Annotated in this window: 13 protein-coding genes; 5 read left to right on the plus strand and 8 right to left on the minus strand. The window is 33.2% G+C overall.

The window, feature by feature from the left end; genetic code table 11:
- The first annotated feature begins 14 nt into the window (after window positions 1-14).
- Window positions 15-695 carry a hypothetical protein gene (locus ACKI67_RS09330; RefSeq protein ID WP_407463257.1) on the plus strand — a complete coding sequence of 227 codons (681 nt, stop codon included), beginning with the start codon at window positions 15-17 and terminating at the stop codon, window positions 693-695.
- Window positions 696-781: 86 nt separating this feature from the next.
- Here ACKI67_RS09330 and ACKI67_RS09335 read toward each other — a convergent pair whose 3' ends face one another.
- The 4 genes from ACKI67_RS09335 to ACKI67_RS09350 form a co-directional block, all read right to left on the minus strand.
- Window positions 782-1,471, minus strand: coding sequence for a glycosyl transferase (locus ACKI67_RS09335; RefSeq protein ID WP_407463258.1), 690 nt, complete (start codon window positions 1,469-1,471; stop codon window positions 782-784).
- Window positions 1,472-1,571: 100 nt separating this feature from the next.
- On the minus strand, window positions 1,572-2,957 hold the full coding sequence (gene gatA, locus ACKI67_RS09340; protein ID WP_407463259.1) for an Asp-tRNA(Asn)/Glu-tRNA(Gln) amidotransferase subunit GatA: 1,386 nt from the start codon (window positions 2,955-2,957) through the stop codon (window positions 1,572-1,574).
- A 269-nt stretch (window positions 2,958-3,226) separates the two neighbouring features.
- Window positions 3,227-4,921: an ATP-grasp domain-containing protein gene (locus ACKI67_RS09345; RefSeq protein ID WP_407463260.1), complete on the minus strand. Its 1,695-nt coding sequence runs from the start codon at window positions 4,919-4,921 to the stop codon at window positions 3,227-3,229.
- A 120-nt stretch (window positions 4,922-5,041) separates the two neighbouring features.
- Window positions 5,042-5,983 carry an NADH:flavin oxidoreductase gene (locus ACKI67_RS09350; RefSeq protein ID WP_407463261.1) on the minus strand — a complete coding sequence of 314 codons (942 nt, stop codon included), beginning with the start codon at window positions 5,981-5,983 and terminating at the stop codon, window positions 5,042-5,044.
- A 173-nt stretch (window positions 5,984-6,156) separates the two neighbouring features.
- On the opposite strand from ACKI67_RS09350, the gene ACKI67_RS09355 reads away from it, so the two are divergent.
- Complete coding sequence (locus ACKI67_RS09355) at window positions 6,157-6,954, plus strand: HAD family hydrolase (protein WP_407463262.1); 798 nt, start codon at window positions 6,157-6,159, stop codon at window positions 6,952-6,954.
- A gap of 78 nt (window positions 6,955-7,032) precedes the next feature.
- Here the strand turns inward: ACKI67_RS09355 and ACKI67_RS09360 are convergent, their stop codons facing one another.
- The 4 genes from ACKI67_RS09360 to ACKI67_RS09375 all read right to left on the minus strand — a co-directional run bounded on the left by ACKI67_RS09360 (window position 7,033) and on the right by ACKI67_RS09375 (window position 11,446).
- Window positions 7,033-7,794 carry a sugar phosphate isomerase/epimerase family protein gene (locus tag ACKI67_RS09360; RefSeq protein WP_407463263.1) on the minus strand — a complete coding sequence of 254 codons (762 nt, stop codon included), beginning with the start codon at window positions 7,792-7,794 and terminating at the stop codon, window positions 7,033-7,035.
- Between the two features lie 217 nt (window positions 7,795-8,011).
- Entirely contained in the window at window positions 8,012-8,782 is a 771-nt protein-coding gene (locus ACKI67_RS09365) for an AAA family ATPase (RefSeq protein ID WP_407463264.1), read from the minus strand.
- 73 nt (window positions 8,783-8,855) lie between these two features.
- Entirely contained in the window at window positions 8,856-9,629 is a 774-nt protein-coding gene (locus ACKI67_RS09370; protein WP_407463265.1) for a ParA family protein, read from the minus strand.
- A gap of 515 nt (window positions 9,630-10,144) precedes the next feature.
- A complete protein-coding gene (locus tag ACKI67_RS09375) occupies window positions 10,145-11,446 on the minus strand; it encodes a TrpB-like pyridoxal phosphate-dependent enzyme (RefSeq protein ID WP_407463266.1) in 1,302 nt (433 codons plus the stop codon).
- Window positions 11,447-11,679: 233 nt separating this feature from the next.
- Here ACKI67_RS09375 and ACKI67_RS09380 point away from each other — a divergent pair, with 233 nt between their 5' ends.
- The 3 genes from ACKI67_RS09380 to ACKI67_RS09390 all read left to right on the plus strand — a co-directional run bounded on the left by ACKI67_RS09380 (window position 11,680) and on the right by ACKI67_RS09390 (window position 14,691).
- Window positions 11,680-12,735, plus strand: coding sequence for a DUF1786 domain-containing protein (locus ACKI67_RS09380; RefSeq protein ID WP_407463267.1), 1,056 nt, complete (start codon window positions 11,680-11,682; stop codon window positions 12,733-12,735).
- 398 nt (window positions 12,736-13,133) lie between these two features.
- A complete protein-coding gene (locus ACKI67_RS09385; protein ID WP_407463268.1) occupies window positions 13,134-13,799 on the plus strand; it encodes a PHP-associated domain-containing protein in 666 nt (221 codons plus the stop codon).
- Window positions 13,800-13,860: 61 nt separating this feature from the next.
- The gene (locus ACKI67_RS09390) at window positions 13,861-14,691 is read left to right on the plus strand and encodes a DUF63 family protein (RefSeq protein ID WP_407463269.1); all 831 of its coding nucleotides are present in this window, start codon (window positions 13,861-13,863) and stop codon (window positions 14,689-14,691) included.
- The last annotated feature ends 184 nt before the right edge of the window (window positions 14,692-14,875 follow it).

The raw sequence follows: 14,875 nt of genomic DNA on the forward strand, positions 1-14,875 counted from the left end.
AAAAAGGGGTTTTTATGTCAGGTTTAGAGGATATGATTAATAGGTTCAATGAAATGAACATTATCAGCAGAATCATAGTTGGATGCTGTGCAGTTTGGATAGTTCTGTTTATAATCAGTCTTATAGGCAATCTGGTTTTAGGAATTCCGTATGATTCCTATACAGAAGATACCAATACAAAATATGCGGATTTCACCCAATTGGATCTAAACGGCGATGGTGGATTAAGCTTTGATGAAGTTAAATCCTATGATCATACTTCAAAATACAGCATCAGTGAAAATGATCTCTATGAAATATTTGTATATTGTGATAAAAACGATAATGGGTTGCTCATAGGTGGAGAATATGACCATTATGTTATAAAAGTAAAAGGATTCATCAATGATTTGGAAAATAAGGAGAAAAAGGCTCAAAGGGAAGCTCAAGAAAGAGCTAAAAAATCTTCATCCTCTTCATCTTCTTCATCAAATTCAAATCCATTTGCTTTAAGAAGCGACAGTTCAAGTGATGGAGATGGAGCTGAAACCTGTCCATATTGTGGAAGCGAAGCAATATATGAGTCCGGTGGAGTCTACAGATGTGGCGAATGTGGTGCAACCATCTCTAATCCGGATGACTTGAACTTGAATTATGATGAAGGATATTATGAGTTGACATTGCCTTCGTTCTATTATTCTATGAATCTTGTTTGATTTATAGGATAATTTACTTTTTTTTTTTTTTAATTGTTTTTATTCATGTTTTTCAATACTCTTCATTGACAGGTATTGATCAATTTTTATTCGTATTTTTTCAACAATTCCCTATAATTGCCTATCTGCAATTCAAGACTTGTTATTGTGGCCTTATTATCTTTAGCCATTTGCTTTGCAGATTCAATCATCTCTTCAATTGTCTTATCCTGCTTTTCTATTATTGAATCCTTTTGGCTTAAGAGATTGTCATAAGTCTTGGAAATTTTCTTCAATTGAAGCTCAAGATTGTCGCTATTGCTTTTGACTTGCTCTTTATAATCATTTATCAAGCTTCTGAGGTAGTTGATTTGATCCTGCTTGTCATCAATGATTGCAACCTTCTCATTGATTTTCTTCTCTAAATCATCCATTTCCTTCATTCTTGACTTTTCATAGTTTATCTCATTTTTCAGTTTCAAGTCAAGCTTTTCCTTTTCAAACTTGTATTTGACAAGAGCGTTGTTTAGCTTGCTGATTTTATCTTTTGATTCATCTAATTTTTGACTGTATTCATCAATTTCAACAGCTTTCAATTCCAAGTCATTTCTTATGTCCTCTATCTTTTCATCCTTTAGGGACAATTCATATTCCAATTCCTGAATCTCTTCATTTTTGATTTCAAGCTCTTCCTTAAGCTTGTTTATTTCTTGAATGAGCTTTTTGTTGTTGGAATTTTTATAATTGCCTTTGTTTCTTCTGTTGGAATTATCTTTATTTGATGAATTGTCTGTCATTTTAAATCCTCTTTAAGTTGAAATAAAAATAGTTGAAAATAATCATTTGATAAAAAAAGTAAAAAAAGTAAATAATAGCATAGAGCTATTAGATTTAAATTTATTTTGCATACTCGAATGCAGCCATTGCCTTAACAATCTTTGCATCATCTTGAGGTTTTGCCTGCAATTGCAATCCTACAGGAATGCCTTCCACTTCACCTGCTTTTACGCTAGCTGCTGGAATACCTGCCAAGTTAGCAATTACGGTAAGCACGTCGTATGCATACATTTCCATAGGTTCCAATTCTTCACCTAATTTGTGAGGTAATTTAGGAACGGTAGGGCCTACAATCAAGTCCACTCCTTCCAACATTTTGTTGATCTCATTTCTAATGAGGGATCTTGCTTGAAGTGCTTTTTGATAGTATTTGCCACTGAATTCTTTTTGTGAAATGTATGAACCCATTTGGATTCTTCTAAGTACTTCTGCACCACATACCTCTTCGATTCTTGAACCGTATTTTCTTCCATCGTATTTTCTGGTTGCAGAGAAGAATTCCACATAGTTGATGAGGTAGTAGGTAGGCAAACAGATATCGATGTGGTCGAAACTTAATTCAACTACTTCAGCGCCTAATTCCTCGAGTTTTGCTACAGATTCATCAACGATTGCATTGATTTCATCGTTGGTTACTTCCTTGAATTCCTTACATGTAGCTATTTTCATTCCAGCCAATGGCTTTTCTTCCCCTTTAACAGATTCAGCTATTTCTGTAAAGTTAGGAGCATCCCATTTTAAGGTTGTACATTCAGTTGGGTCATATCCAATGATGGTATCAAGTGCAAGGGTGATTCCAGTGATGTCACGAGCCATAGGTCCGATTTGGTCTAAACTCATTGACAAGTCAAGCAAACCTTGTCTTGAAACTGCACCGTATGTAGGTTTCATACCGAGTACACCACAGTGGGAAGATGGGTTTCTGATGGATCCACCAGTGTCAGAACCGATTGCAATGTCACACATATCTGCTGCCACTGCCGCTGCGCTTCCTCCACTTGAACCTCCAGGGATTCTTCCAGGTGCAGCTGGGTTATTTACAGCTCCATAGTATGAGGTTTCAGTTGAACTTCCTGCTGCAAACTCATCCATGTTGTTGATTCCGATGATGATTCCATCCTCTGCCTTTATTTTCTTGACTACAGTTGCATCATAGCTTCCAATATAGTCTTCCAATGTTTTGGATGCAGCAGAAATGATTAAGTCTTCTACATTAATGTTAGCCTTAATACCAAACACTAAACCTGCAAGAGCTCCGACCTCTTCTCCAGCTTTGATTTTAGCATCGATTTCTTCAGCTTTAGCAATAGCCTGTTCGGTATTTAATTCAAGAAAAGCGTTAATGTCTTCATTTTTTTCTTCAATTACTTTCAAATAAGATTCTACATTTTCCTTTGCAGTAATTTCCTGATTCTTAATTGCATTTAATTTTTCAAGGATATTCATTAAAACACCTTTTTTCTTTCGTGAACATTTGTAATTATGAGTAACAGTTTCTAGACTTCAACTGCCAGTTAGTAGTAACAGTCTGTTGTCATCAACTGTTAATAAATATAATTAATAAAAAATAGTAATTTTCATTATTTTTTATATAATATATTAACTTTATATTTCCATATTTAAATAATATTTGGTATATTTGGTATGTTTTGTAATTGGGATATATTTTCCATATTTAAATAATCTGGCATGTTTGTAATTGGGATGAACCCTTCTCATAATCTTTTTGAAGCTATCGCAACTTTTTTAAAGTCCAGCAATGGAAGCTCCAGTTTCAAACCTAAAACCTTTATCAATGCTTCAGCCCCAATTCTGCCATTAGGAAGATATTGGTAGGTTGATTGAGGAATGAATATGAATCCTCCGACCTTTACCCTATCAATAATGTTCAGCAATAGATTTGCCACTTCGTCATCCTTTTTATTGGTAATGCTTTTATTCAAATTGACAACTATGCAATCAAAATCGCCCTTCACATCCCTGATTTCTTCAGGCAATACTTGCATCAAGTCTACTTCATCAAAGATTTCATCTGTTACAAATAGGGTTAATCCATAAGCATGGATTTTATTTAAAATGCTTTTAAGGTCATTGTAGCTTTCATCTTCATCAAGGGATGTCTTTTTCTCTTCCCTATTGCTCAATACCAATTGAAATGCGTACTTTTCTACACCACATAAAAAATCGAGGTCCTTTTGAAGGATGTAGGGATCCTCATGAGCTAAGTAAATTGTTCCTCCAGTTGTTTCCAAATCTTGTGTTTTGGTAAAGAATTGAGCCTGCTCGATAATGTCCATGCTGGTTTCCCGATGGCTTTTCAGTCTATTGCTGATTTCAGCCATAGGAGCTGATTCGGCAGTGATGTCTTTTGGAACAACGATTGTCTTTATCGCGCCATGTTCATATAATGTGTATCCTTTATTCTTTTCATAATTGAACTTCTCAGGATTCAAATAGGAGTCAAGAGCACTGTCTGTTTCATGCTGACCGGATATTCTATCTATATATTTTGCTGACATATTCAAGCCGCATGGACGACAGTTGACTTCAATCAAGACAGGGCCATTTTCATCAATCATGTATTCTCCATGAATAGGCCCGTATTTAATGCCTATGGCATTCACCACATCATAAGCATATTCCACCAGATCCGCTTCACCAAGACCTAATTCATTAACAGTTACTTGGTAATCATAAATTTGCCCACCTTCATTGGTTTTTCGCTTGGTATACTTCCACATAAGTGTTATGCGATGAACTCCATTGCAGGAAACTGTATTGACAATATATTCATCTCCGTCAATCCTCTCTTGGATTACAAATTCATTTACTTCGTCTCCATATATATTTACTTCATTGAAGAGTTCTTCAAGGGAATTTATCATATCTTCCTTATTTAAGCAAATCCTAACGCCAACAGAACCTGCACTGTAGACAGGCTTTACAACAACTTCCTTGAATCCGCATTCATCATAATAATCAATAGCCTCTTCAATTGAATGTATCACTTTTCCACGAATATGTCTAAGGCCCTTTTCAGCTATTCTTTCCTGCATCTTATCCTTAAGGGTCATTGCATCAAGATTTTCTATTGGATTGCATTTAAGGCTTAAGTCATTTGCCAATTTGGTTGCTAAAATCACTCCCTTTTCAGATCCTGCAATAACCAATAGAGGATCATATTTCATTACCATATCAAGAGTTTCTTCATAGGAACCTTTTTCATAAATAAGTTCAAAATCAGCCTCTATTTTTTTATAAGAGTCTTTAAGTAGCTTTTCATAAGCTTGATTTGCTTCCCCTTCTTCATTTTTTGTCTGCAATACTATAGGATTATAATTCCTATTAATAATGTCTTGAATAAAGTTTATTCCAGTAGAAACGCATTCAACAATTATAATATTCCTCATTGTCTTGCCCTCATATGTTTTTTCAATTTTGTCAGTTGGTAAATTAAAATTTTTTTGATCTTTCTATTTTGTTGTGATGATTTCTTGTTTTTTATCATATATGCTTATCTATCATGAAGTTCATTCTATTTTCCTTAATTTATACAATGCCTTTTTAGACCATTCAGCATCCATTAAAAATGCCCTGCCGATTCCAATCAAGTCGCAGTATTCCTCTTCAAGCAATCTTTCAGCATCCTTTGCCTTCTTCACTCCACCGGTGAGAATCACAGGAACATCACATGACTCCTTAGCTATTTTGCTAAGTTCCTTAAAGTATCCCGGCTCCTTGCTGACTGGACTTCTATATCTGCAGAGTCCACCGCTGATATCTATCAGGTCAACTCCATTTTCTATAAATGAATTTACAGCAATTGAAATGTCTTCAAGCTTTGATCCATCATCCAAATAGTCATAGGCACCTAAGCGAATGGCTATTATATAGTCTTCACCTACACGGTCACGGACTTCTCGGATTATTTCATTATGCAATCTGATTCTATTTTCAAGGTCTCCACCATATTCATCGGTTCTTTTGTTTGTGTAAGGTGAATAGAACTGGTTCAGGAAGTATCCATGTGCAGAGTGAATCTCCACACCATCGAAACCTGCCTTTTGAGTTCGCACAGCAGCTTCAATAAATGCATTCCTCACTTCATCCATATCTTCAGGAGTCATTTCATTTAAATTGAGCTTATCTTCACTCATTGATTCAAATCCCGCATGGCTTATCTGTGCAATTGCAAAGCTGCCTTGAGCATGTATGGCATCAGTAAGTTTCTTAAATCCATCAATCACGCTGTCATCTGCCATGGACAACTGCCTTTTACTTGCAATTCCTTCAGGAGAGACATATGAATGCTCTACTATTATAAGCCCTGTTCCGTCTGCTCTCTTTTGGTAATAGTCAATCAATTCATCTGAAACCTTTCCTTCCTCACTGAGCTCTCTTGCCATAGGAGGCAATACGATACGATTGGAAAGAGTGATGTTTCTTATTTTTAGAGGTGAATCTATAATCATGTTTTCACTTTATTTATTATTTTTTAGGATATTTTTAGTTTCAATTTCCTTTGCAAAATTTATATATTAATAATTTTATACTATATTTAATAAAAGTTTATTTGATTATACCATATAAATAAAGTTTCTTAAAATTTTTGTGATATGATTCAAATTCAGTTTGGGCGATAAAAATGACTAAAAAAGCTATTGTATTTGACAATTCCGGAACATTGCTTGAAAGGTTTAGAGTCATTAAGGATGTGGAAACAGGTGAATTCATAACCAATGTAAACTCCTTGGATTTGATAGACACCTGCTTGAATGCAGCTCTTGTTGTCCTTCAGTTCAACACCAATCGCTTAAAGGACATAAATCCAAATACATTGATAAGCGATTTTGTATTGGAAAACAACATTGACTTTGACATCAGCTATTATTCAACAGACGTTTCCAAAGAGGATATTGCAGCTATTTTAGAAAAGGATACCGCAACAATAAAAGACATTACAGATACATTCCCATTATTGAAGGAAAGGGTTCCTAATATGGAATTGTGCAATGGATCAGCTGTAATCATAGACATTGCAGAAGAGAGAATATCCTATACAATCACATCTGCAGGCCAATTGTTCAGTGGCGTTAAGGATACAATAGCAAAGCTTCAGGAAAATGAGATAGATGTTTTCATAGCATCTGGAGACAGGTCTGGAGCCATCAAAAGGCTTGCTAACATAACAGGTGTTCCTGAAGATCATGCATTTGCAACTGCAAGCACTCATAGAAAAGCGGAAATTGTTGGAAATCTTCAGGATGAAGGCTATAAGGTCATGATGGTTGGTGATGGGCCTAATGATATACTTGCATTTGAGCAAGCTGATAGGGCTGTACTTACTACAGAACAGAAGGATGGGGATTTTCCAGACAAATTAAAAGAATATGCCGATTTTGTAATAGAAGAGATTTCTGAAGTTCTTCAGATTGACTTCTAAAATTTATTTTTATTTTACTATTTTTATTTTACTATTTTTATTTCACTATTTTTATTTCACTATTTTATTTCACTATTTTTATAATTTATTTTCCCTTAAAAAATCTTCTATTACCTTTTTGCTTTTCATTACATTATCGAAATTGTTCAGTTCAATAATTCCATGTTTCACATGTCTCAAAAGATTCAAGTCAAGAGTGCCGTCACCAATTGCTTGGTGTTTGTCCTTTTTCCCATCATTGTCGTTTATGTGATTATAAAGAATGTTAGGGATTTTAAAGAAACTTTCCTGGTCTTCACAAGTGTTTACATGGCCTAAATCTATTGTGATTGAACAACCTGTTTCGTTGGTGAGGTTTTCAAGTTCATATGCACAGTTTCCAAGATATGAGAAACGTTCAGGCATGTTTTCAATTGATATTTTGGCTTCCTTATCCTCTGCATATGCTACAAGTTCATGAGTAGACTCTGTCAAGAATTCAAGCGCCATATCCCTAAGGTACTTTTCAGGCCTTCCTATTTTTCCAGGGTGTGCGGTAATGCCTATTGCACCTATCTCATCTGCAAGATCAATACAGTCCTTTGTCTGCTTTACGGATTCCTTACGGATTCCAGGATTGAGGCTTGCAAGGTTTATGTCAACATTCACTGCATGCATGTAAATGTCCAAGTCATAACAATGGAACGGTTCAGTGAGTTCCTTGTTTCCAAGCATTTCATCAGGTCTATATGGGCCTTCCGCCAAGAGTTCAACGCTATCGAATCCATTATCAACAGCTATTGAAAGCATTTCATCCACATCTTTCATAAAAAGTGAAAGCAAAGAAAATCCTAATTTCATATTTAATCCCCATTCGTGTTTTGTATATAATTTTTTTTAATTTTAATTTTGTCATAATATAATTTAATCATAATATAATTTTAACATAATAAATTATTATCATAAAACTTGGTATTTGGCTATAGTGATTTTATTTTAGATATTGGTAGATAAGAATCTATATAAATAGACTCTTATACCTACCAATTCCTTTGATTTATTGATGTTAAGTGGATAATTATAAATGATTGAACAAGGTCCAGATTTCCGGATACTTTTCAGCTATTGCAGCATCTATGAGATTTGATGCTTCACTGCTTATGCTGAATTCAGGTTCGGTTTTTCTCAAATATCTTAAAACTGCAGCTGATCTTGCTGACCATAAGGTGATTCTTGGATTATTTTCTACAGTTTCGATAACTTCATCTATCAGTTTTTCTTCTTTTTCAGTTAAGAAACTAGTGCCTTCTTTTAAATTAATGGAATCATCAATTATTTTAGTAGTTTCTACTTCATCTTCATTTAAATTAATTGTAGAATCAATATTTTCTACACCTAAATCGGCAGCTATTTCTTCATCATTTTCATCTGAAATTTTTTCATCATCATTGTGGAAAACAGTAGTGTATATGGAAGTGTCTTCAAGGTAATCATCTTCGCTTACTTCCTCTTCAGCTATTTCTTCCACATACTTTTCGACATCTGATTCCTCAACCAAGATTTTATTTTCAGAATCTTCGTCATCTTCTGGGAAGATCAATTCCTTATCATCTTCATCCGGTTCTTCATCGAAAATTATTTCATCAGAAGCATCATCATCAGTTTCTTCAAGAGTTTCGTCAACTGTTTCTTCTATAGCATCATCTTTAGCTGCATCTTCTGACTTTTCTTCGGAATTTTTCAATATATCTTCTAAGCTTATGCCTTCTTCCACTTCTTTCTCTTCAATTTTAGGAATTAAGGAATCCAATCCCTTTCCTAAACCTGATCTTTTTTCTTTTTTAGCCATAATACCAAACCTTTGTTTTTTTAATTTTTATAATGTAATTTTAAAGTAATCATATTCTCATATAATCATTGTTTTATTTTTTATCCATTTCCAGGATTTCCTTTGCCAATTTCAAGTAAGCTATTGACCCTTTGCTTTCTGGATCATATACTATACATGGCTTTCCGTAACTAGGAGCTTCTGCCAAACGCACATTTCTTGGAATGACTGTCTTGAATATGTGTTCAGTGTCCTTGAAGTATTTCTTCAATTCGGAATAGACTTCCCTTCCTAATCTGGTTCTTGCATCATATAATGTCAAAAGTATTCCTTTGATAGGAGTTGGGCTTCTTAATCTGGTTTCAACAAGCTTGATTGTGTTCATCAAATCTGCCAATCCTTCAAGTGCAAAGTACTCAGCTTGAATAGGAATCAATACGCTGTCTGCAGCTATCAATGAATTTATTGTGATAACTCCAAGTGATGGAGGCAAGTCAATTATGATATAATCAAAGATGCCTTTTATAGGTTCAAGCAGGTTTTTAAGAACGATATGATAATTTGCTTCCTTGCTCAATTCAACTTCGATTCCACTTAATTCTATATTGCTTGGCAATATGAACAGGTTTTCAATTTTTGTAGGAATTGTTGCCTTTTGAACACTGCATTCATTTACCAATGCTGTGTATACTGTTTTCTTGATTTCTGTCTTGTTGATTCCGAAGCTTGTTGTTGCATTTGCCTGTGGATCCATATCCACTACAAGCACTGCCTTACCCATAGCAGCAAGGGATGTTGCTAAATTTACTACAGTTGTTGTTTTTCCACATCCGCCTTTTTGATTCATTACTGCGATTGTTTCTCCCATTATATTAATTCTCCTTAGTATTTTTTCTAAAATAAAGTGATAGTATAAGTTAAATTTTATAAGTTAATTCTAATAATTTATTACTTATATCTTATACTTTATAATTTATAAGTTATACTATATAAGTTTTAAGTTATATCTTATTACTTTTACTTTATAATTTATCATTTATAAGTTTTTACTTTTAAGTTATTTCTTATAATTTTATAACTTATAAGTTCTAACTTATCACTTATAACTAAAAATATACCTAAATTTATAAGAAATTTTCTTAAAAATTATAAGTTATAACTAATATTTTCAATAAAAAAATATCGAAAATATCTAAAAATTACAAAAAATATCAAATATTATACAAAAAATATACATAAAAAAAGCTATGATCTATAGGAAATGCATAAAAATATGGGCAGAATTAAAAAATATATTAAAAAAGAGGAAAGTGGTCATCACATTTAAGTGATAACCGAGTTTGCATAAAATAGAGGTAAAAATAAATAAAAAAAGGAATGGAATTATTTGGAGTTTTCCATAGTTCCATCCATAAAGCTTCCGTAACCTTTGAAGTCCATAAGTCCATGTCCAGAGAAGTTGACGACAATGGTTTTCTCTTCGCCGGTTTCCTTACATTTTTTAGCTTCATCAATAGCTGCTTTGATTGCATGGTTTGTTTCAGGAGCTGGTATGATTCCTTCACACATTGCAAACATTTTACCTGCAGCAAATACATCCCTTTGATGTACAGCTACTGGATTGATGTATCCTAAATCTCTAAGCAAGGATACTTGTGTGTTCATACCGTGGTATCTAAGTCCACCAGCATGTACAGAAGGAGCAATGAAGTTATGTCCTAAAGTAAACATCTTCAAGAGAGGAGTGAATCCAACTTCGTCTCCAAAGTCGTATCTGTATTCTCCTTGGGTTAATGTAGGACAAGCAGAAGGTTCAACAGCAATGAATTCAGTGTCAGAATTACCTTGGATCTTGTCTTTTATGAATGGGAACAAGGATCCACCGAAGTTACTTCCTCCACCAACACAAGCAATCATAGTATCAGGCTCTTCTTCAACTTTTTCAAGCTGCAATTTAATTTCCTGACCGATTGTAGTTTGATGTAATATAACGTGGTTCAATACACTTCCTAAGGTGTATTTTACTTTATCATCAGTTAAAGCATCTTCTACAGCTTCAGAAATAGCAATTCCAAGGGAACCAGGAGTGTCTGGATGTTCTGCAAGAACTTTTCTACCGACTTCGGTGTTTTGACTTGGGGATGCATGAACATCTCCGTCATACAATTGCATGATTGTTTTTCTGAATGGTTTTTGGTCGTATGAAACCCTTACCATATAGACTGTGCAGTCAATTCCCATCATTGATGCTGCAAGGGATAAAGCGGTACCCCATTGTCCTGCACCGGTTTCTGTGGTAATTCTTTCGATACCTTCTTTTTTAGCATAGTATGCTTGAGCTATTGCACTGTTCAACTTGTGAGATCCTGTAGGAGAAGTATCTTCCCGCTTATAATAAATCTTAGCAGGAGTGTTTAATTTTTCTTCTAATCCTCTTGCTCTGCATAAAGGAGTAGGTCTTCCTAATCTTTGGTAGAGCTCTCTTACTTCTTTTGGTATGTTTATGTACCTTTCAGTAGCGAACTCTTGATTAAGACATTCATTTACGAATATTTGAGGTAATGTGCCTATTTGATCTTTTCCTTCACTATTTTTAGGAGCAGGAAGTTCTACAGGTAAATCAGCGTTAATATTATACCATTTGGTTGGTACTTCATCATTAGTTAAATCAATTCTGTATTGCATTTTATCACTTTTTTGTTGTTTAATAAATAATTTCTGTAAATTAAATAAACATAATCTGTAAATTAAAATAAGATAATATATTTATTTTGTACTAATAGTATGTTCAATGTACTATATAAAGCTTTGTAGTACATTTTTGTACATTAAAGTATAATAAAAAGTTAATTATTTCACTCTAGGCACTTTTTTAAATATATTAAAAATTTAAATATTTGCAAAACAAATAGAAAACTATGAAAATTTTAGCTATTGATGTAGGAACCGGTACAGAAGATATCTTGCTGTATGACAGTGAAAAGGAAATTGAAAATTCAATGAAATTAGTCGTTCCCTCCCCTCATTTAACCATTGGTCAAATGATTAGCGAATGTGAAAATGACATTTATTTTGATGGAGTAATAATGGGTGGAGGAAAGATTAAGGACAGATGTCTTGAACATATTGAAAAAGGATATAAGGTTGCTTTTGAAGATTTGGCAGCAAGAACAATACGTGACAATATAGACCAGGTCAAATCATATGGATTTGAAGTTGTTGAAGAGAATGCGTATGAAAAGGAACCAAAATATTCAAATTATACTAAAATATCACTAAGTGATGTGGATGTGAATCATCTAATTGACATATTTTCCTCATTTGACCTTGAATTGAATGTGGATGAGCTTATTGTTGCGGTTCAAGACCATGGATATAGTGAGGATATGGGTGATAGGGACTTCAGATTTGAAAAGATCAAAGAGAAATTGCCAGAACCTCTTCCTCCTGAAGTATTTGCTATGGAAGCTGAAGAAGTGCCTGAATACTTCACTAGAATGCAGTCTGTAATCAAATCATTAGCTAAAGAGAATCCTGAATTCAAACCGGTGATTATGGATACCAAATTTGCATCAATTGCGGGAGTATGCTACGATAAGGAAGTATTGAAACTCAACAGCTTTGTAGTTATGGATATAGGCAATGGACATACTACTGTAGCATCCATTGAAGACGGCAAAATACAAGGGGTATTCGAGCACCACACAAGAGATTTGACATCAGAAAGGCTCGAAGAACTTGTCATAGCCCTTGCTGACGGCACAATTAAGCACGAAGATGTTCATGGTGAAGGTGGACATGGTGCATTTGCATTGAATCCTATATCAAAGCTAGAAAAAGTAATTGTTGCAGGTCCTAAAAGATCCTTGATAGAAGGCACAAATCTTGATTATTATCATGCAGCTCCAGGTGGAGATGTTATGATGACAGGTACTGTAGGACTTGTAAAGTCTATGGAATATTTAAGAAAATAATATTATGTTATATATTAAAATAATATTCTAATATTTTCATTCTATTTCTTATTTTTTTATTTTTTTATTTTACATATCAATCACCCCCTTTTCAAGTTACTTTTTTGCCCTTCTCTACAACTTTTCCATCATTTTTTCCTATTTCCAGTCACTTTTTTCTTATTCTCCATAACTTTTTTATGATTTTTTATCATTTTCCTGTAACTTTTTTACAATATATTGGAAATTTTTTTATCTATTTCAAAGCAATTTTTTTTAAAATATAATAAATTTATTAAAAACTTTTATATTATTAATACTAAATATTATTAATACCAAAAGGACAAAAGACGTTTACTTGAAAAAAAATATTTCAAGATTCAGATACTTTTTAAAATTTACAATAAATGAGGCATAACATGAAATTTGATCCACACATCCATAGTGTTTATTCAGGAGATGCACGTTCAGAACCTATTGACATTCTGATAGAAGCTCAAAAGAAAGGTTTAGATGCTATAGCAATCAGTGATCATAATGAAATCAAAGGTTCAAGAATTGCAAGGTCTTATGGTGGAGACATCATTGTAGTTCCATCAATAGAGATTTCATCAGACAAAGGCCATATTTTAGGATTAGGTGTAGATGAAATCATACCGAAAGGTTTGTCTGCTGTAGAAACTGTTGACAGGATACATGATGCAGGTGGACTTGCAATTGTGCCACATCCATTCTCATTTTATAGACATGGACTTTTCAGCAAAGTTGACAAGAATCTGGTTGTTGATGGTGTGGAAACTAAGAATGCCAGATATATTCTTGGATACTCCAACAAGCAGGCTGAAACTTTAGCCTATGAAAAGAGACTTGCAACTTTAGGTGCAAGTGATTCTCACTTCCTCAAATCAATAGGTGATGCATACACTGAAGTCAACACCAAGGGAAACGATTCAGTGGATGGCATATTGAAGGCAATCAAACATAGGCGCTGCAAGGCAATGGGTCATAGAACAAGCAATTTCCTTATAGGAAAAGAGTTCTTTGTAAAAAAAGTTCTCAAAAGGTATCCTAAAAGGGATGAATAAGAGTATTCTTAAGATGAAAATATATCAAAAGCTTGAATAAAAAAAATATACAGATGATAAAATGGCTACTGTAGATACTTTTCTTCCAGATATTATACAAACTACTTTTTTCTCTGGATACACAGTTTTCAATACAGTAGCATACACTTTGATTTTAGCGATTTTTGTACTTGCAATAATCAAAATGTTCAAGAAATTGGAAATAGATCCAATTTCAATATTCTATTCAATAATACCATTCATTTTTCTTGGATCATCTACACGAGCATTGGTAGATAATGGATTTTATCCAAAGACTGTTTTTCTCATTACACCTGGACTATATATCCTTGTTGGATTGATTACAATAGCATCATTTTTATTCAGCATTTATCTATTCAAAAAAATGGAAATTGATTATAGGTACACATTAGTTTTCTTGGGAATTATATTTTCAATACCTAATATAATTTTATTTTCCAAACTAAATTTCACAGCAATAATTTATGTGTTGATTACATGGATAATTGCATCATTGATTTTTATGGCAATAGCATTTTTAGTTTTATATGTCAAGAACAAAAATAGTCACAATGCTATTGAAAAAATTCTTCAGCATAAGATCAACTTTTCTATTTTACTTGCACATTTGTTCGATGCATCAACAACATATGTTGCTGTAGAATACTTCAATTACTCAGAACAGCATGTTTTACCAAATGCCATAAATCAACTATTCGATACATATCTTACTCTATTTCCTATGAAAATTATAGTCATCGTTGCAGTATTATACATAATCGATCAATATTTCGAGGACCAAACAGTAAAAAATCTATTAAAATTAACAGTATTTGTCTTAGGATTAGCACCTGGTTTAAGGAATATTTTGACTATGGCATTAGGTACTTGAGAATAGAATTTTTTTATTATATCAACTTTTTTTTTTACAGATGTGAAAAATTTTTTTGAAAAATTTGATCATCAAAATTTTTATTAAAAAAATTAGTTTGTAAAATTTATAAAATTTTAAAATTTAGAAATGTTGTGTATGAAAAAAATAAAAAAAATTTATAAAAATAATTAAAAAAAAATTA

The sequence above is a fragment of the Methanobrevibacter sp. genome, from assembly GCF_045577275.1.
GTDB lineage: Archaea > Methanobacteriota > Methanobacteria > Methanobacteriales > Methanobacteriaceae > Methanobrevibacter.